The 19343-nt window shown below is 41.4% G+C and carries 18 protein-coding genes and 1 tRNA gene; 9 read left to right on the top strand and 10 right to left on the bottom strand.

The features are described from left to right. Positions 1-88: 88 nt before the first annotated feature. From AAFH98_RS04975 to AAFH98_RS04965, 3 genes are all read right to left on the bottom strand, one after another. Positions 89-613, bottom strand: a complete 525-nt coding sequence (locus AAFH98_RS04975) for a 2'-5' RNA ligase family protein (RefSeq protein ID WP_342521582.1) — start codon at positions 611-613, stop codon at positions 89-91. A gap of 85 nt (positions 614-698) precedes the next feature. Continuing rightward, positions 699-1433, bottom strand: coding sequence for a hypothetical protein (locus AAFH98_RS04970; protein WP_342521581.1), 735 nt, complete (start codon positions 1431-1433; stop codon positions 699-701). A gap of 203 nt (positions 1434-1636) precedes the next feature. Further along, positions 1637-1900, bottom strand: coding sequence for a hypothetical protein (locus AAFH98_RS04965; protein ID WP_342521580.1), 264 nt, complete (start codon positions 1898-1900; stop codon positions 1637-1639). A 127-nt stretch (positions 1901-2027) separates the two neighbouring features. On the opposite strand from AAFH98_RS04965, the gene dinB reads away from it, so the two are divergent. Both dinB and queA read left to right on the top strand, forming a co-directional pair. Next, the gene (gene dinB / locus AAFH98_RS04960) at positions 2028-3128 is read left to right on the top strand and encodes a DNA polymerase IV (protein ID WP_342521579.1); all 1101 of its coding nucleotides are present in this window, start codon (positions 2028-2030) and stop codon (positions 3126-3128) included. Positions 3129-3231: 103 nt separating this feature from the next. Then, a complete protein-coding gene (gene queA / locus AAFH98_RS04955) occupies positions 3232-4233 on the top strand; it encodes a tRNA preQ1(34) S-adenosylmethionine ribosyltransferase-isomerase QueA (protein WP_342521578.1) in 1002 nt (333 codons plus the stop codon). 146 nt (positions 4234-4379) lie between these two features. Here the strand turns inward: queA and AAFH98_RS04950 are convergent, their stop codons facing one another. After that, on the bottom strand, positions 4380-4784 hold the full coding sequence (locus tag AAFH98_RS04950) for a hypothetical protein (protein ID WP_342521577.1): 405 nt from the start codon (positions 4782-4784) through the stop codon (positions 4380-4382). 95 nt (positions 4785-4879) lie between these two features. Then, a complete protein-coding gene (locus AAFH98_RS04945; protein WP_342521576.1) occupies positions 4880-5551 on the bottom strand; it encodes an FAD-binding oxidoreductase in 672 nt (223 codons plus the stop codon). A 140-nt stretch (positions 5552-5691) separates the two neighbouring features. On the opposite strand from AAFH98_RS04945, the gene AAFH98_RS04940 reads away from it, so the two are divergent. Continuing rightward, the gene (locus AAFH98_RS04940) at positions 5692-6300 is read left to right on the top strand and encodes a nitroreductase family protein (RefSeq protein WP_342521575.1); all 609 of its coding nucleotides are present in this window, start codon (positions 5692-5694) and stop codon (positions 6298-6300) included. Between the two features lie 99 nt (positions 6301-6399). Here AAFH98_RS04940 and AAFH98_RS04935 read toward each other — a convergent pair whose 3' ends face one another. Next, positions 6400-7242, bottom strand: a complete 843-nt coding sequence (locus AAFH98_RS04935; protein ID WP_342521574.1) for a dienelactone hydrolase family protein — start codon at positions 7240-7242, stop codon at positions 6400-6402. Positions 7243-7486: 244 nt separating this feature from the next. On the opposite strand from AAFH98_RS04935, the gene AAFH98_RS04930 reads away from it, so the two are divergent. Further along, positions 7487-8482, top strand: a complete 996-nt coding sequence (locus tag AAFH98_RS04930) for a hypothetical protein (RefSeq protein ID WP_342521573.1) — start codon at positions 7487-7489, stop codon at positions 8480-8482. A gap of 87 nt (positions 8483-8569) precedes the next feature. Here AAFH98_RS04930 and AAFH98_RS04925 read toward each other — a convergent pair whose 3' ends face one another. Further along, entirely contained in the window at positions 8570-9706 is a 1137-nt protein-coding gene (locus AAFH98_RS04925) for a PQQ-dependent sugar dehydrogenase (protein ID WP_342521572.1), read from the bottom strand. A 223-nt stretch (positions 9707-9929) separates the two neighbouring features. Between AAFH98_RS04925 and AAFH98_RS04920 the strand changes: the two genes are divergently transcribed. The 4 genes from AAFH98_RS04920 to AAFH98_RS04905 all read left to right on the top strand — a co-directional run bounded on the left by AAFH98_RS04920 (position 9930) and on the right by AAFH98_RS04905 (position 13332). Beyond that, positions 9930-10003 (top strand) — tRNA-Arg (locus AAFH98_RS04920). Between the two features lie 445 nt (positions 10004-10448). Continuing rightward, a complete protein-coding gene (locus AAFH98_RS04915) occupies positions 10449-10760 on the top strand; it encodes a hypothetical protein (RefSeq protein WP_342521571.1) in 312 nt (103 codons plus the stop codon). A gap of 410 nt (positions 10761-11170) precedes the next feature. Further along, positions 11171-11749, top strand: a complete 579-nt coding sequence (locus AAFH98_RS04910; protein WP_342521570.1) for an NADPH-dependent FMN reductase — start codon at positions 11171-11173, stop codon at positions 11747-11749. A 413-nt stretch (positions 11750-12162) separates the two neighbouring features. Next, positions 12163-13332, top strand: a complete 1170-nt coding sequence (locus AAFH98_RS04905) for a low temperature requirement protein A (protein WP_342521569.1) — start codon at positions 12163-12165, stop codon at positions 13330-13332. Between the two features lie 535 nt (positions 13333-13867). Here AAFH98_RS04905 and AAFH98_RS04900 read toward each other — a convergent pair. Next, entirely contained in the window at positions 13868-15841 is a 1974-nt protein-coding gene (locus AAFH98_RS04900) for a sodium-translocating pyrophosphatase (protein WP_342521568.1), read from the bottom strand. A 274-nt stretch (positions 15842-16115) separates the two neighbouring features. On the opposite strand from AAFH98_RS04900, the gene AAFH98_RS04895 reads away from it, so the two are divergent. Continuing rightward, entirely contained in the window at positions 16116-16529 is a 414-nt protein-coding gene (locus AAFH98_RS04895; protein WP_342521567.1) for a hypothetical protein, read from the top strand. A 9-nt stretch (positions 16530-16538) separates the two neighbouring features. On the opposite strand, the gene AAFH98_RS04890 is transcribed toward AAFH98_RS04895, so the two are convergent. Beyond that, entirely contained in the window at positions 16539-17090 is a 552-nt protein-coding gene (locus AAFH98_RS04890; protein WP_342521566.1) for a class I SAM-dependent methyltransferase, read from the bottom strand. Positions 17091-17193: 103 nt separating this feature from the next. Further along, on the bottom strand, positions 17194-19245 hold the full coding sequence (gene uvrB / locus AAFH98_RS04885) for an excinuclease ABC subunit UvrB (RefSeq protein ID WP_342521565.1): 2052 nt from the start codon (positions 19243-19245) through the stop codon (positions 17194-17196). Positions 19246-19343: the final 98 nt, after the last annotated feature.

Here is a 19343-nt window from a genome sequence, read left to right as displayed (position 1 = left end):
AAAATACCTTCTTAATAATGAAAAAAGCTGCTGTTATCCATTCATGTTATGATCGACAATCGCAATATTATTACAGAGTGTCAACATTTTATTCTGCCTGTTTAAACATTGATGTATGAACTTTTCTCCACCTTGGGGGTGTTCCATCTGTATTCATCAGAACAACCTTTTTCACCATAAAATCAGTATAAAATTCCCGCCCTATGTTATTAAGAATCACCTCTTTCTCTTTTGAGGATAATTCTCCATAAAGCAAGCTTAAATGAGGCATATACTCCTCATTTTTGTTACAATCGAATAGCTGGCAAGCATTTTTTCGCAAATTTAAAAGCTGTTCGTTTTCTGCAATATGAATAAAAAGTGCTTGATAAAAAGTGTTTAAATATCCGGCCTTAGTAAGAGTAAGGCTAAATGGTGTTACGGATGATGCCAATGTATCTATCAATGGGACCAATTCTGCATTTGTTGCTTCAAGTCCCCCTACCAGCGTTATATGGGGCGAAAATTTTGGGGTTCCATGTTTTTCGCTCAATTTTTTTATTCGCTGCTTATAATTATACGCAACATCACCAGTGGGTTCTAACCAAATCGAATATGTCGATTTCTTTTTCATAAGAATGCCTGCCCCCCTCTCTTTTCCTTAGTTTACATTTGTACGTATAATGTAAAGCAAATATTTTAAAACAGCCCAAGAAAGTTTATTTATGCACAGATAAATATACATGCAGATGATCGGCCGTTCCATAATGTCGAATGGTAGATAGGCCTAACATCCTAAATGTTAAACGAAGTATATTGTTTTGCCATTCAGCCCTTCCCTTTGTGCGCAAATCAACAGCATGCACATAACCTGAAGACTGTACATAATGCAAAGATTGCTCATTTTCAGGCAGGCCCATCCGGTCGTAATCTTCGGGAACCCGTTGGATATCTGTAACAATCATATCACTGTTAGCTAATGTTACCGTGGTTAACGCCACACGTATAATTGGATGCAAGGACCGATAGTAAGAATGTATCTCATCCGTTTTGGTATTAAGGCTTGAATAGTACATCATCCCATAAAAGGCATACGCAACAACCAATACCAATATCCCCTGAGAAAACAAGCGAAACGCCCTTTTACCTATCCCAAACCTATAAATGAAAGTGCCCCCATAAACCATCAACAACAATACTGTTGCCGAACAACCTATCCCCAAAGCTAACCAACCATTAGCCTGATAATCCTGGTAAAAATAGACGGATGTTCTGACAAGAATAATGAATGGTAAGAACAGCCCCATAATAAGCAGCAGAAACTTTACAAAGAATCTTTTCCAGGATGTGGTTTGTTTTCTGCTTTTCGACTTTTTGAACTCAGATAACTGCTGGTCGAACTGTTTGTTTAACCTTTTCAGCTCTTCGAGAGAACGGTCTTGATCACTACTCATAACTATTTCTATATGGTCGTAACTTACGTTTTTACACGACCCGTAAAATCATAAGTTACAATAACTACAAATAGAAAAGGGTTCTGGCCGAAACCAGAACCCCATACAACTCATCACAATCCCTGTTTCCAATTAAGTAAAATTTGGAAAAGAATCCAATCGCTTACAGAAAATACTCATAGTTCGTAAAACAACTCCAGAGATCAGGCATGTTGCTCCTCAGACTGCAGATAAAAAACATTCAAAATAAACAGTACTGCTAAGCTGCCTAAAAAAGAAAACGCCAAACTTCCGGGCATGCCAATAACTATGGCCATACTCCCAATCACTACCGAACCAGCTACTCCGAAACCAAGATTGGGAAGAAGCTCGACTCCCTGTTTCCAGATACTCACCTTAACAATTGCCCCAGCCACCAAACCAAGTGCAATAAACCAGAAAATCATGGTTCCATTTAATTCTTCCATCGCATCAAATTATTTTAGTTTAAAATGAATTGGACAAAAAATATACTTTTTTAACCGATTTTGGAACCTATTTTTATAATTACTTGCCTAACTGTAATATCTTACAGTAACTGATTTATCTCCACCAATGACCAACGCCGATATCCGAAAAATAATCCACATCGACATGGATGCCTTTTATGCATCGGTGGAGCAGCGCGATTTTCCTGAATACCGCGGTAAACCGCTCATTGTGGGAGGATCTCCCGAAGGACGCGGCGTAGTTGCAGCAGCCAGCTACGAGGTACGTAAGTATGGCGTTCATTCTGCCATGCCAGCAGCAAAAGCCATCCGATTATGTCCGAATGCCATTTTTGTAAAACCACGTTTTGAAGTCTACCGAAAAGTTTCGGAACAGATTCGTGAAATCTTCTTTGAATTTACGGATCTCGTTGAGCCTCTTTCACTGGATGAGGCATACCTCGACGTAACCGAGAATCATATTAACTTACCCTCAGCAACACTGATCGCTAAAAAAATCCGCAAGCGCATCAAAGAAAAAACACGCCTTACCGCTTCGGCCGGGGTAGCTCATAATAAATTTCTGGCCAAGGTGGCATCAGATCTCGATAAACCCAATGGACTTGCGGTAATTTTACCTGAAGATGCTGAAGACTTCCTGGAAAAATTAGAAATAGGAGAATTTTATGGGATTGGAGAAGCAACTGAATCAAAAATGAAATCGCTGGGCATTCACACCGGCAAGGATCTTAAGGAATGGTCAGAAATTGAACTCGTCAATGAATTTGGTAAAACAGGACGCTATTACTACCGCATTGTTCGGGGCATTGACAACCGTAAAGTTAAAACGCATCGAATCCGAAAATCCATTGGCAAGGAGCGTACTTTTTCTGATGATGTTGACGACCTGGGTTGGATCAATAATTTTTTGCGCGAACTGTCCGAAAAGATTTCAAAAAATATGAAATCCAAAAATGCGGCTGGTAAAACGGTTACGCTTAAGGTACGGTACGATGACTTTGAAACCATCACCAGAAGTACCTCTTTTAGCCACTATATTGATGAAGCTAAAGATATTGCCGACACCGCTATTTCCCTACTTGAAGAAACTAAGGTGGGGGAACGAAAAGTCCGCCTGCTCGGCATCACGCTATCGAATCTAAACCTTAATGAAAAAGGCATCTTCGAACAGCTGGAAATACCATTTGATAAAAGTGGTGAGTACTGAGAGGAGATATTTACTACGTCTCTAACTCTTGAAACCCATTATTTTTCCTTATCTTTAGCCGTGAAAAATAATCCGTGTAATTCTACGGCCAAAATATTTCCAAATGAGCTATACCCTTTCCGATTTTGATTACGATCTCCCCGATGAATTTATCGCCCAGCAACCGGCTGATCCCCGAGATCATTCCCGACTGCTTGTATATGATAGTGCCACGGGCACTATCACCGACGATCGCTTTTATAATATTTCAGATTACCTTCCAGAAAATACCACACTGGTTGTTAACAACAGTAAAGTAGAAAAATGCCGCCTGCTTTTTGATGAGGGCAAAAAAGAAATCTTTGTCCTCAATGCCGCCAACAACACCACGGTTAAAGCAATGGTACGGCCCGGCAAGAAATTTAAAAAAGGAAGAACGCTTCAACTTACGGAAAACATTTCAGCCGAAGTATTGGATATCGATGAAGAGGGTTTGCGAACGTTAAAACTAACACCCGCCCTTAACAATCCTGTTTACAACAAACACAAACATACCCCTTTTCCACCCTACATAGAACAGAACGAATCGTTATCAGAAAAGTACCAAACGGTGTATGCGGATGATCTGGGAAGCAAAGCTGCACCCACTGCCGGACTTCATTTTACAGATGAGTTGCTGGAGACGCTTGAAAAGCAAGGTATCAACCAAGCCGAAGTAACGCTACATGTAGGACTTGGGACGTTCGCACCAGTCAAAGCTGATAGCATTGATGACCACACCATGCATTCGGAATGGTTTAAAATCACTAAAGAAACTGCTGACCAACTAAATAAGGCTGAACATATTACAGCGGTAGGAACTACCAGCGTACGTGTTCTGGAATCATCACTCCGAGAACATCAGCAGTTTACAGCCACAAAAATGGATACGGATATTTTTATTCGCCCCGGTTTTCAATTCAAGGCTACTGATGCACTCATCACGAACTTTCACCTGCCCAAAAGTACTTTGCTGATGTTGGTAGCCGCCTTTACCGGCTATGATGAAATGAAAAAAATATATCAGCATGCCATCGATGAGGAATATCGTTTTTACTCCTTCGGCGACGCCATGCTGATACTTTAGAATTTCGTCCAACTGCTGGTTTAGCAGTCGGACGAACACCAATACTTTGTCATGCTAAATTATGTACTGAACTTTCCTCAGTATTTCTAAGCATCTGTTCTCATAACAGACCCTGAAACGAGTTCAGGGTGACATGAGTTTGCAGCTTAATTATCTGGATTGTTCTGTTGCTGCTGTTGCTGCATCTCTTGCATTTTCTGCTTCATCTGCTGCTGAGCATTTTGCGCTTCATCACCGTCAACCATTTTTACCTGGTTCTTTAGTGAGGTAGAAAGTTCCTCAACATCATCTTCGGAAAGCACTTCGTCGAGATCCTCAATGCCCACCTTTTGTAACAGGTTATAAATCATTCGGTTGTGCAACATTTGCTGTGCTGCAGAACTTAATTGCATCAGCTGTTGCTGGGGAACTTGCGCGCCGGACAACTTAATCTTATTCATTACTGGTTCCAGCAGCGACTCAATCTTATTAGACATCTGCTTTTCCAGCTCTTTGGCATCGGCATTCTCTTTACTTGTGACTTCGTTACCGTTAGGATCAACTAACTTCATAATTTACAAATACTTTGGTTTGGAATTACTTCATGGTTTAAACAGAGTTTGACAGGATATCGTTTATCTTCCAAAACTCAAAAAATTCCCCCGTATTATTCTTCAAACACCAACGCATCGGGATCGGCTCCCAATTCTTTTAAATATTTGATCATCGCATCATTGAAAGCAGGAGGGCCGCACACATAAAACGGCTGATCAAAATCATCGATCTGCTCAGCCAAAAATTGCTTGTCAATAAATCCATCCAGAAAAATATGCTCATCGGTAGGTTCATCCGTAATCACATTGATAAACTGATCGCCCAACATCTCTTCAAATTCTTCCCTCAGGATAATATCATTCTCTGTCTTATTTGAAAAGATGAGCATATTTGATTCGATCTCGTCCTTATCATAGAGATTCCGGAGAATAGCAATAAATGGCGTCACCCCGGCTCCACCTGCCAGAAAAACGCCTTCACCTGTATATTCAATTGCACCCCAGGCATCATCAATAATAAATTGATCCCCCTCTTCAAGCGAACCAATTTGCTCAGTAACACCATTATGATCAGGATAGCTCTTGATCACAAATTGCAAGTAATCATCATCTGGCAGGCTGGTGAATGTAAAAGGACGCTTTTCGTCGCGCCACCCTTCTTTATCAATAGCAACCTCTGTAGCCTGTCCCGGCGTAAAAGAGTAGCCATCGGGTTTTTCAAAAGTATACGCTCTTACATTGTGGGTAACCTCTTCAATCTCTAAAATTTCTACCTTTTGACTCATAGCTCAAATATTTTCTGATTAATACTCACTAAAGGAATGCTTTTAAAAGATTAACCATTCAAAAATCAATGGAATTATAACCAAAACGACCTTGTTAATTAGTTCAACATTAAACTAATAACAAGCGATAAACCAACTATATGCAACCTACAGAAGAACAACCTACAAAATTAGCCGATACAGAATACCCTATTCACGAACTCCTTCAAAAACGATGGAGCCCCCGTGTATTCTCAGAAAAGCCAATCGATGATGATATATTGACCCAACTTTTTGAAGCCGCACGCTGGGCCCCCTCATCCTACAATGAACAACCCTGGCGCTTTATCGTTGCACGCAAGGAAGATCAAGAGGCCTATAGCAAACTGGCATCCGTGATGAATGAATTTAATGAAGGTTGGGCAAAAGGAGCCCCCGTTTTAGTTCTGGCTCTTACTAAAACCACTTTTGATTTGGATGGCCGTGAGAATCCCCATGCCGCACATGATTTGGGACAAGCTATCGCCCACCTAACCTTCGAGGCTACCCGACACGATCTTTATGTACACCAAATGGCCGGAATCTCTCCCGAGCGAGCTAAAAATATATATGATCTCCCTGAGAACATTACCCCCAAAACCATGTTTGCGATTGGCCATAAGGGCAATCCAGAATCCTTAGATGAAAAGCTTCAACAACAAGAAACCTCCCCGCGTAAGCGCAAAAAGCTCGATAATATTGTCTTTGATGGAGAATGGAAAAATAACTAAAAGAAGTATAGTATTAGCCCACACAGGACTCTCACCCCTGTGTGGGTTATACTTACTATCGGGACTCGGAAATCTATACCCCAATCAAAATTTTTTAATTTACTTTAAATTATCTTCGAAAAAACGAATCGTTTTATCCCACGCATCTTCGGCCACCTGTTTGTTGTAGCGTGTTCCGGATGGATTGGCAAAAGCATGATCCGCTCCTTCATAAATATGGATATTATTTTCTACATCAACCTCATTCAAAGCCGACTCAAATTCTTTGACCTGCTCAACAGGAATCCCTTCATCCTCTTCACCAAAGATGCCCAAAACCGGCATTTGTAACTTCTTCAGTTGCTCGGTATCGGTAACTAACCGACCATAATAAATTACCGTAGCATCAATTTTATCAGGATGAGTAAGTGCCGTTTGCAACGACCATGCCCCGCCAAAGCACCAGCCAATGACACCAATATTATTGGCACCCTCTTTCTCCATCAAAAAGCCATATGCCTGGGTCAGATTATCGACTGCCTCATCATCATTTACAGATCGTGCAAACGTCCCCGCGCTATCTGGCGATTCAGCCACCTTCCCCTTGTATAAATCCACTGCCAAAGCTGTATATCCTTCTCCGGCCAGCTTGTCTGTCATCATGCGAATATTATCATTCAATCCCCACCACTCGTGGATCACAATAATACCGGGCAATGCTGTACCTTTATCGCTCTTTGCAAGATAGCCGGTTATCTCCTGACCATTTACAGTCGCATATTGGACTTCCTCTCCCGTCACCTCAGTTGATTGACTAAGGTTTTGGGCAGCATTTTCTACAGGCGCGTCCCCTTGGTGCTCCTTATCCATCCGATCAATAAAATCTTCTTTCGGACTATCACTACACGCTGTCAATAGCAGTCCCAATCCCAATACAAAAAACACCCTTCTAAACTGAAACATGGTTCCCTCTTTTTTATTATGGTTATACCTTTTTAATCAAAATATGAGCCAAAAAGTTGCATGGTCTCGTATTTACTACCTGTCAGCAGAAATATATCATCTGTAAAAAATATTAAAAGAGCTAAGTTTGAGGGTTAATCATATGATCTGTACAATGAATGAACTTAGTTAGGAACAAAATAATAACATTAGATTCATCTGGATATCAAGAGATATAAATAATTAACTAAACACTGGGGTACATATGAGTTTCGATTTTGAGAAAGCCAATCAATCATTTGATTCACTGCCATATACCGAACGTCTTAAATCAGTGGGTAACCTTGCCAAAAGCACCCTCACCATTGTTGGAAAAGATAAGGATATCGTAAAGCCATGGATTCGGATGGTCGTGTATCACTCTATTATGATCACATTCATTTTTGCCGGATTCTTTTTATGGCAGTACAACCATCTGGGTTATGCGTTGGGTTCCTTCTTTCTGGGATTCTTACTCTTTTTATACAAACATTTTTATGACAACAAACAAGAAATGCGCATGAGCTGGATTGTTTATGAAACCGTTATCGGCAATGATCCCTCCTACAAAGGGGCCACTACTGCCAGCAAAGAGCTAAAGTGGCATATACGAAAAATTGCCTGGATCGACATCCTCATGAGCTTCGTCAACAAAAGTAAATTTTTCGGTGGCGGGATTATAAAGATGCTTATTCGCCTTTTTATCGCCGGACTTGAAGAAGTTTGGGACCTGGCAAACCATTACCTGTTGCCCTCGGTGGCGGTCGACAAGTTGGATATCACATCAGCCGTTAAAGAGATGAAAAAGCTCAAAGAGCGGGTACCTGAATCTTTGGTAGGAATATTTGGCATCGATTTTTTAGGGAGAGTTGTACGTCATGTTACCATACCGGCCTATACTATCCTATTTATTATCTCCGCAGCACTGGGATATTTTGGAAGCGAACTATTTCCATCCTCCACTATTGATATTGGAGGCGATGATGTTGCCTTCAGCTTTGTTCCCATTATTTTTGCTTTCTGGGTTGGCAAGCTTTTCAGCAACATTTTTGAACGAACCGTTACCGGTATCAAAGTTATCTACTTCACCGTTTTTTATACTAAGATAACTCACCCGGAACGCATCCGCGATGACATGCAAGAGGACTTAGTTGACTATCTTAAGCTTGACCCCGTGGAAGAAGTTGATAACTTAGAAGAGCAAGAGGTAGTACAAGAGTAGATATTTCTTATTCCTTTCCCATATAAAAACTGGCGCTAGCTTTAAACTTGCGCCAGTACTAATACATCAAATATCAAGGCTTAATCTCTATTCATTGGCTGGAGAAATACGAACAACACCACTATCCGTTTCTGTAGCAACATAGATATTGCCATCTGGTCCCTGCTTCACATTTCGTACTCGGCCGATATCTTCAAATACCTTCTCCTCTCCAACGACTTCTCCATTTTCGACATCAACATGCATTACATAGCCAAACTTAAGTGAGCCTACTAAAATATCGCCCTGCCATTCGGGAAACTTATCGCCGGTTACGAAGGTCATCCCTGAAGGAGCAATGGAAGGATCCCAATACCACTCGGGTTGCTCCATGCCTGCCTTGGCTGTGTCGGGGGTAATTTCGGTTCCATCATAATCAATACAGAAACAGATTTCAGGCCATCCATAGTTATTACCTGCTTCAATAATATTGATTTCATCGCCTCCCCGTGGGCCGTGCTCATGCTCCCAAAGCTGTCCTGTTTCAGGATGTAAGTCCATGCCTTGGGGATTACGGTTACCATACGCAAATATCGCTTCCTTGGCCCCATCTTCACCTACAAATGGATTATCTTCGGGAATACTTCCATCTTCATTTAACCGATAAATTTTTCCGGCGTCTCGGCTTATATCCTGCGGATTAACATTACGAGCTCCTCGATCTCCTATCCCAAAGAAAACGTGTCCATTATTATCAAATACTATCCGACTACCAAAGTGTTGACCACGTTCGGTGTTAGGCTCCGCTTTATACAGCACTTCCTTATCCACGAGTTCTGTTCGATCATTATTAAGCTTAGCCCGCATTAGCGCCGTATTTGCGCCTGCTCCACTTCCTTCGGAATTGGAATAGGTAATATATATCCACCCGTTTTCTTCGTAGTTGGGATGCACATTTACATCAAGCAAACCGCCTTGACCTCGTGCCCAAACTTCGGGAACACCGCCAATAGATTCATCAACTAAACTACCATTTCTATACAACCATAAGTCACCGCTTCGTGCCGTTACTAACATATCACCATTGGGCAGCCAATCCATCCCCCAAGGGACATCAATTTCAGAGATAATCGTTTCGGTGTTATACTCCTGTTTAACACTATCCTCCTCATTTTCCGTATCAGTATTGGCATTACAAGCTGTCATTAAAATTGCAACGAGAAATATCGATAAATATTTATACATAATATGACCTTTTAATAGCTAATATTCTTATTCACACCGGCATCATATTGAATTAACAATTAACGCCAATCGTTCGATAATTGCTAATTCCTCACGTAAAAAGATATGAACAACAGTTACACTTAATTTTCCTACACCTTCCCCCACCCTTATGTTAATCGATATTTGACGGTTGTAATTTGTCTACCAAAGCGAGATATTTAGAATCCTTTTAAAACGATATGCGCCCGTAGCTCAACTGGATAGAGCGTCTGACTTCGGATCAGAAGGTTAAGGGTTCGAATCCTTTCGGGCGTACTTTTCTATAAGTCCATGACCTACAATTAGGTATGGACTTATTTATTTTATAAACATTTTAAATATGCTCAACCTATATTACTCTCGAGATAATATAGCCTTCTGTTCAAAGCTTCTATACTTTTTAAACTCATCTAACTGCTCTCTTTATATTTTGCAAACCTAGGATTCATTTTTGAGCAATCTCTGAATCCTCCTTTTCTGACTCAATACCTGCATAAACTTTCCCTAAAATTCTCTCCGCCTTTTTCTCAAGGCCATCATCTTTACTTTTTAAATTTTGAAGTAGATCAGATTTCTGAAAAGACAGGAATTTTTAAATTATAGCTATAGAAGTGACAAAAAACCTGACTTTGGTGTCTTTAAAAAGGAAAAAGTAACTGGACATGCTGCTCAAGCTGACACTACTAATAAACAATTATAAGAAGTGTGAACATTAATAAATGTGTTAGGTAAGGATAAATTCTTCCAATACAATCAGCGAAAATCTTGGATAGTACTTATAGGAACTGAAGAAAAAGAAATGTTTTATAGTCAGGAATTTTATTTAGCCCCTGATTATGAAAAAACAAAAGAATTTGATGAGGTCCCTTGGCATGCAATTGCAGAGCCCCATTTCTTATCAATATCTATTAATGGTTATAAGCAAATTGAAATCACGCTTCAACATCTAATAGAAGCCTGCGAAAAATCTGAGGATGGCGATTATAAAAAAGATTACTTAAATACCCGTATGGTATTATCAAAAGCTTTTTGACTCCGGGAAATAGACCATCTCGCCTCAAATCTTTTTATGGTATTTGCCATTGAAGCGCTTATAGAAATTGAATATCAAGATCAAAAAAACTGAACCAAGCTATAGCCTTGGACCAACAATCTCACAAATAATATTTATGTTACCTTTATTAACAATCAGTATCTAAAACAAATATCTTGATAACGAATTTAGCTTTACTTCTAACTAAGTAGATAGGCAACTTAACCTCTATTGTGAAACTTAAGAATTAGTAGGCAGCGGGAAGCCTTTTCCCATGATTCCCTTAGATACAATAGTCTAAATTTTTCATCTAATAAATTCTTTAACCCAATGAACCGTGTACATCTGTCTTTATAACATTGGACTAACCTGCATTGGAACATGTCATTCAAATTAAATCACTTGCACCTATGACAGACTCAGAGAACAATAAAGACATCGAGATTTTAGCATTTGCGGGCAGCCTTCGAAAAGGGTCTTATAATAAAGCAGTACTGCGGGCATCAAAAGACCTTGCCCCTAAATCAATGCATATTACTATTTTTGACCTTGCAGGGATTCCGCTATACAATGCAGATGTGGAAGCACAAGGCAATCCCAAACAAGTAACGGAATTTAAAGAAGCTATTCGCAAAGCGGATGGACTATTGATTGCAACTCCCGAATATAACCATGGAGTCCCAGCGGTAACCAAAAATGCTGTGGACTGGGCTTCACGTCCTACTCAAAATGCCCCACTCAATGAAAAACCAGTAGGCATTCTGGGGGCCTCTCCCGGCATGACGGGATCGGCGCGGGGACAAAGTCAGCTGCGGCAGGCTTTTGAATTCACCAATTCGTACTGCATGCCTCAACCAGAGATACTGGTCTTTCGCGCCCATCAGAAATTTGACGATGATGGAAATTTAACCGATGAAGCAACTCGAAAATATTTGGGCAAATACCTGGAAGCGCTATATAACTGGGTGAATAAATTTATAGAAGAATAGTCTGTCAAAACGTAGAGTAATATATGGCAATCCGACCCTTAAAAAATTGGAGAGGACGATAACGTAAAAGGGCATATCTATTTTACTTTCCATACTTTCCCCTTCGCCCCCCCTACTGACAGCAGAAGCTCTCGCTACTCAAAACCAGGGACAGTTTTGAGATATGCATGATTTATTGTATAAAACTTGAACCAGTTGAATAGCCGAGAAATAGAGGGAAGTACTGGTTAAATTGATTTTGATGTGAGTCAGTTTAATATTGATTCTAAACAGCGCAAATTTCGGAATCAGGTTGCTACAAAACTCAAAGTGTTGGAGACTACACCAACATTTTTTATCCATAGAAACATTTATAATGAGGAGTTAAATTATAAAGAACTACAACAAACAATTGACAACCTTTCATAATCAGTATGGAACCTCAAAATATATCTAATGGCAATACCTGGTTTCAATTGATGAAACCAAGAGATCCTAATCAAGAGCATCGTCAGGCCTCATTTTTAGAATTATTTTTTGACCTCTGTTTTGTAGTAGCCATAGCACAGGCTGCCGCCCAATTACATCATTCCATAGCAGAAAATCACCTTGTATCGGGAATTATTAGTTTTTCGATGGTCTTCTTTGCTATCTGGTGGGCCTGGATGAATTTTACATGGTTTGCTTCGGCTTATGACAATGATGATTTACCCTTTCGTATTGCTACATTCGTACAAATTACAGGAGCTTTAATTCTGGCAGCTGGCGTTCAACAGGGATTTATCAATCAAAATTTCAATACCATATTTATTGGTTACCTTGTAATGCGGGTTGCTTTAGCAAGCCTTTGGGTAAGAGCTGCTTTCCACGACCCTGACCGCAAGAAAACGAATTTACGCTATGCTATTGGGATAAGTGTGGCGATGGTTGGATGGGGCATTATGTTTGCGACAAACTATTGGCCCGTCTGGGGATTTGTAATAATGGCAGGTATTGAATTAGCTGTCCCCGCCTGGGCTGAATATTCAGATCCAACACCTTGGCATCCGGGACATATTGCAGAGCGTTACGGTCTTTTAACCATCATTGTATTAGGTGAATCAGTGCTTGCAGCTACCAATGCTGTACAAGTAACCCTTAATGAACAGGGAACAGAATTTAATGCACTGCTGTCCGTAATTGCCGGCGGATTACTTATCCTGTTTTCCTTTTGGTGGCTGTATTTCTCAAAATCAGCTCATCAGTTTCTTAACTCCAGAAAAATAGCTTTTATCTGGGGATACGGCCACTACTTTATTTTTGCTTCTGTTGCGGCTGTAGGTGCCGGTTTAGCTGTCAATATTGATCACGTTTCAGCACATACCGCAATAAGCAATTTTGTAGCTTCCACTGTAATAACTGTTCCCGTTGCCTTCTTCCTCGTTATGCTTTGGTTATTTCATCTGCGGCCACATAAAATGGGAACTGCTCAAGCTATACTTTTCCTGGCTGGTGCGGGCGCAGTTTTAGCCACAAGTTTTATATCTTCAACCATCTTAGTAACCGGGTTAATTACTGCGGGTATTGTTGGTTGCAATGAGATTATTTTTCGGCGACATCAGTGAATATACATTCCCTCCATATGGTAATATTCTTTACAATTAGTAATTAGTGTAAGGTCTTTATCCATATCGTATCAGAAAACACTTGCTCCCTTCGTAACTACATTGAATTTCCAAATCGTGGCTCATGTCATGTACAGGAATACTTCATACTGGCTTCTGATCAAAAGGATAAGAAGAGAATGGGCGAAACCGCGGGCCAAAGGTGGACAGGTTAGTTCATTTATCCTGTAGACGGCTTCGTTATTAGGTAATCTGTGAATTGGTTATTTGGCCTTGCAACCATAACCCCCCAAACTAATTAGACAATACTATATTTAGGATCATGCTACGTGCTTTAATGATAACCATGCAACCATCAATAAAAACGAAGACGTTATGAAAGCGGAGAATATCCCTATCCGGTGTTCACTAATAACAATGACTTTGCGGAAGGCGGCAGTTTTCCGAGGCTGATTATTGATTTAAATATAGTTCAATAAAAAAAGGCCTGCTCGTTAACGAACAGGCCTTTTGTATCTAAATAACGTTATTTTCCTTAGAGGAAAAGTGGCAATAATGTCAGCGCTACAATACTCATTAGCTTAATGAGAATGTTGAGCGACGGACCACTGGTATCTTTGGCAGGATCACCTACCGTATCACCAATAACGGATGCAGAGTGCGCCTCCGATCCTTTTCCACCGTGCTGCCCTGTTTCAATATATTTTTTAGCGTTATCCCAAGCACCACCAGAGTTACTGAGCGCAATACCCAACAACATCGCTGTTCCAAGCGCGCCGATAATCATACCTCCCAATGACTCCGTACCGAGCACCAGTCCCACAATAATTGGAGGAATAATGATCAGAAACCCGGGTACAACCATCTGCTTCAATGCCCCAATAGTACTAATATCTACGCATCGTCGATAATCGGGACGCGTTTCTCCTTTTAGGATTCCGGGCATCTCCTTGAACTGCCGACGCACTTCTTCAATCATTTCAAACGCCGCACGACTTACGGCTGTCATAGTTAAACTGGTAAAGATAAACGGCATCAACACACCTAAGAATACACCTGCCAATACTTCAATATTCAATAGGCTGATCGCATCTAATCCTGCCCGAGACGCATAGGCGCTAAAGAAAGCCAACGCTGTCAGTCCGGCACTTCCAATTGCAAAACCCTTTCCAATAGCTGCAGTCATATTTCCGGCTGCATCCAAGGCATCGGTACGCTCACGCACTTCTGATGGTAGCGACGACATCTCGGCAATACCACCGGCATTATCAGCCACCGGACCGTACGCATCAATAGCCAAACTAATACCCAATGTGGACAGCATAGCAACAGCTGAGATCGCAATACCATAGAAATCAGCCATCACATAACTTCCGTATGCAACTGCCACAATAACGAGCAGCGGAATCCCGGTAGACATAAATCCAAGCCCAAGCCCTTCAATAATATTTGTTGCGGCTCCGGTTTCTGAGGCTTTAGCCAATTTTTGCACCGGCTTAAAGTGGCTACTGGTGTAGTATTCGGTTGACAGCTCGATAACGACTCCGGCACCGAGTCCCATAAATACAACCCAGAACATCGTAGTACTATCGAAATAATAATCCGAAAGAAACCATGAACCAACCAACACGGCAAATGCAGCAAATAAAAAGCTGTAACGTAACACTTTCTGCAGCGTTTCCTCATCATTGGCACGAACCAAGAACATTCCGGCAATAGATGCTATAATTCCAAGTGCTCCAAGAGCGATGGGAAAAAATACATGTGATTCGGTAAGTGCAAGGCCAAGTGCCATAGCAGCAATCATACTTCCAACATAACTACTGTACAGGTCAGCGCCCATTCCGGCGATATCACCTACGTTGTCGCCTACGTTGTCAGCGATAGTAGCAGGATTTCGGGGATCATCTTCGGGAATTCCCTGTTCAATTTTCCCAACAATATCAGCTCCAACATCGGCCGCCTTAGTATAAATCCCACCGCCAACACGACTAAAGAGCGAAATGGTAGAAGCACCAAAACTAAATCCAAAAAGGGAAAGAATAATCGCTTCTAATCCAATAGTTTCGGTACCGATATAGAGTAGACCGGTAAGTCCCAGCAATCCAAGCCCTACTACAGCAAGCCCCATCACGGCTCCGCTTCGAAAAGCGATTCTTAGCGCATCAGCCAAACTATTTCCTGCCGCAGCGGCTGTTCGAACATTTCCTTTAGTAGCAGATTTCATACCAATAAATCCTGCCGTTGCACTAAAGGTTGCCCCGATACCAAAACAAAGAGCCGTCCATCCTCCTACAAAAATCCACAGCAAACTGGCAATAACTATTGCAAAAATACCCAATGTCCGGTATTCACGACCGATGAAAGCCATAGCACCACCGCTGATATCTGCAGCAAGATTTTGCATTTGTTCATTTCCTGCATCAGCGCTTGTTATAGATTTATAAATTGCCAGGCACGCAATCAACGCTAAGATTGCCAAACCTGCACTTACAATAATCGTCGACATTTTTTTCTCAGTTAATTAATCTTCTGCTTTAAATATAATAAGGGGCTACTGATCAATAGTTTATTGATCTCCCTGTCGGTATTAGGAAGGCCCTAAGTATAGGGGTTAGTTCTCTTAAATGAAATATTTTTCCACCCTTGGAGCTATCTTTACCACTTTTAAAAAATGAGAAATATGGAAGCCATTAAACTTTTCTGATATTATCTCTTATCCATGATGAATTGACTTATCAATTAGAACTGGTTTTTGAAATCCCATAAATAATTTCCAGGCAATGAGATTTATGCTAACGCAGTACCTTCAAAACCGTACCGTATTTATTACGCTCATTTTTACGGGCATTTTATTCGTTACCTCTTTCTTTCCCATTCCCCAGATTGTTCTGCTCGAACTCGTCTATTTTTATGAACCTTTAACTTCGCTAACCGGACTTGCTTTAATGCCCATCTACTTTATCATCAATGGGTTGCTAATAATTCCAATACTGCTACTGCTCTACATAACCTCTCATACTTCTTGGATTATCATAAGCAACTTGTTGGGGATGTTATTCATCTATCCCATGCTGGTTTATGCCTTTCACCGGATATCAACTCCACTTTCCCCACTTCTTATGGCAGGTATTGTTTTTGGGATACTTATGCTCGGCACAGCGATTTTCAAAGTCTATTTCTCTGAGAAAAAATAGCTGTTTTTCTTACTGCTTTATGGACTCATATACCGTCATTGGGGGAATATTACGCCACTCCCAAGAGGTTTTTACGTTGCCGAAGATGTCTTGAAGTGGATCCTCAAGATGTCCTGATGTTTGATAGGCCAAGAACTCCCCGCCATCACGCAACAAGCGATAACTCTGGTCCAGAATGGCCAATTTGACTTCTGCATCCAAAAAAGAAAAGGGGATACCTGATATTATAAAATCGACCTCTCCAACGATTTCTTCGGGCAGAAGATCAGCTACATATTCTACACTTTGATCGTAGAAATGAGCTCGTGAGTCATCAATCTGTTGTAACTTCTCAAAGAGTATTTCATTAGTCTCAAACAGATGCAACTGCGAACCAGGCGTCATATTATCAAGAAGATAGTGTGAAAATACACCAGCTCCGGCTCCGTATTCTACTAAGGTAATATCCTGCGAAAAGTCGATAGGCTGACACACGGTGCGCACACAAAATCGGGATGTAGGGGTCACCGAAGCTACATCCTTGTCTTTGAAAAAACTTTTAAGATATGCTAAAGTGCTCATTTTATCTGTTGTTATAAAACACTGATGACACAGATTAAGCGGTTTTGCACAGTTATCTGCAGGACACCTGCCTTATCCGTAACATCTGCGTTCTATTCCTATTTTAATCTAATTCGTTTTCCAATTGTTCTATTTGATCACGGATGCGTGCGGCCTCCTCAAACTCCATGTTTTGTGCGGCTGTGCGCATCGAATCGTGAAGATATTCCAGAAACTCTTCTTTGTCATCAAAAGTAACTTCTTTCATGGCGGGATTGGCCTTGTATTTGATACCTTCGTCGGCCACTTTAACCACTTCGAGCGGATCCTCTTCGTCGCCATCCTGATCATCCAGATCAAAGTCCTTATTTGAAATCAGGGCCGGATCAACCAGTGGTTTCAACTCCTTTTCTATAGTCTTGGGAGTTATACCGTGCTCTTCGTTGTATTCTTTCTGAATTTTACGACGCCGTTCAGTCTCATCAATTACGGTCTGCATGCTATCGGTAATCTTATCGGCATACAGGATCGCTTTTCCTTCAACGTTTCGGGCTGCCCGACCAATAATCTGAAAGAGCGACGTCTCTGATCGGAGAAACCCTTCCTTGTCGGCATCCAAAATGGCTACCAAGCTAAGCTCAGGAATGTCAATACCCTCCCGCAGCAAGTTAATACCTACAAGCACATCAAAGTCTCCGCGACGGAACTTAAAGAGCACTTCTACCCGCTCCATGGCATTGAGCTCACTGTGCATGTAGGCGGCAGAAATACCTACACTTTTAAGATACTCACTAAGCTCTTCGCTGAGCCGCTTAGTCAGCGTAATACACAGCACACGATCTCCTTTGGCAACACGTTCCTGAATTTGCTCCAGCAGATCATCAATTTGATTATCTACAGGACGAACTTCTATTTCAGGTTCCATTAGTCCGGTTGGGCGCACAATCTGCTCGACAAATACGCCGCCGCTCTTTTCAAGTTCATAGTCGCCGGGCGTAGCACTCACAAATATTGCCTGATTTGTGACCTCTTCCCACTCCTCGAACGTAAGGGGGCGGTTGTCCATCGCTGATGGAAGTCGAAATCCATGATCCACCAAATCTATTTTTCTGGATCGATCACCACCATACATGGCCGAAATCTGCGGCACGGTCTGGTGGCTCTCATCTACAACCAGCAGAAAGTCATCGGGAAAATAATCAAATAAACAGTACGGACGTTCGCCGGGCTTACGATTACTCAGATAACGCGAATAGTTCTCAATGCCCGAGCAATAGCCAATCTCCTGCATCATCTCGATATCGAAGAGCGTACGCTGCTCCAATCGCTTGGCTTCGAGATATTTACCCTCATCATTCAGTGTTCCAATGCGCCAATCCAACTCGTCGCGAATCTGATTGATGGATTCCTGCAACCGATCTTCGGTGGTTACATAATGCGATGCCGGATAAATGCGAAACTCCTGCACGGTATCCAGCACGTTTCCACTTTCGGGGTCGACAATTTCCATTTTCTCAATCTCATCACCCCAAAAATGAATACGCAATCCGTCTTCGGCATAGGCCGGATACAGATCTACAACGTCACCTCTCACCCGGAATGTCCCCCGATCAAATTCACGATCGTTCCGCGTGTAGTGCAAATCAACAAGATCGTACAGCAGTTTATTTCTGGGAACTTCTGTGCCTGTTTCGAGATTAATAATCAGCTTTTCATACTCTGATGGCGACCCAATACCATAGATACAACTCACCGAAGAAACAATAATAACATCGCGTCGCCCAGAAAGCAGCGAACTCGTGGCACGCAATCGAAGTCGCTGGATTTCATCATTAATCGACAAATCTTTTTCGATGTATTTATCCTGTGACGATATATACGCCTCAGGCTGATAGTAATCGTAATACGAGATAAAAAACTCCACCCTGTTATCAGGAAAGAAATCACTGAGCTCACGATACAGCTGTGCAGCCAAGGTTTTATTATGACTCATTACCAGCGTAGGACGCTCAACTTCATCAATCACACCCGATACCGTACGCGTTTTCCCCGATCCCGTAATACCAAGCAGCGTCTGATATTTATCGCCGTTTTCAACACCTTCTACCAGCTGTTCAATAGCTTGGGGTTGGTCTCCTGCCGGCGGCCAGGGTGATTGTAAATCAAAATGGGACATAGATAAATTTTTATAATTTTTAAACCCTTGGGGTTTCAAAGATGCTAAACAAATAACAGATGATTAACGCTCTGCAAAACCCAAAGGGTTTTTATCAA

This window comes from Fodinibius sp. Rm-B-1B1-1, from assembly GCF_038594945.1.
In the GTDB taxonomy this organism is placed as follows: domain Bacteria; phylum Bacteroidota; class Rhodothermia; order Balneolales; family Balneolaceae; genus Fodinibius; species Fodinibius alkaliphilus.
Note: the sequence above shows the minus strand (reverse complement) of the source record. Positions and strands in the feature narration are given on the sequence as shown.